The organism is Arthrobacter sp. ZBG10 (assembly GCF_001238605.1).
Lineage (GTDB): Bacteria > Actinomycetota > Actinomycetes > Actinomycetales > Micrococcaceae > Arthrobacter.
The window spans coordinates 1-246 of record NZ_LFQH01000108.1; the positions used below are offsets into that span (position 1 = coordinate 1).

General features: G+C 63.8%; 1 protein-coding gene. It reads left to right on the forward strand.

The annotated features are described in order from the left end of the window. Positions 1-40: 40 nt before the first annotated feature. Positions 41-246 (forward strand): helix-turn-helix domain-containing protein (locus ACU18_RS19440; protein ID WP_157407853.1); only part of this gene is annotated, 206 nt, incomplete at its 3' end.

Sequence of the window (246 nt, forward strand, 5' to 3'; positions counted from 1 at the left end):
TTGGTGGTTACCACACACACCGAACGACTAAGAGGTCTTCATGGTCCACCGTAATGCCCGTCTGACTCCTGCCGGTAGAGGCATCCTTGTCCAGCGTGTTCTGGACGGCCGCCCCGTGGCCCACGTGGCGAAGGAAATGGGTGTCTCCCGGACCTGCGCCCACCGGTGGTTCCGACGCTATCTGGAGCACGGCTGGGACGGGATGGAGGACAGGTCTTCACGTCCGCGTTCCTGCCCGCACGCCAC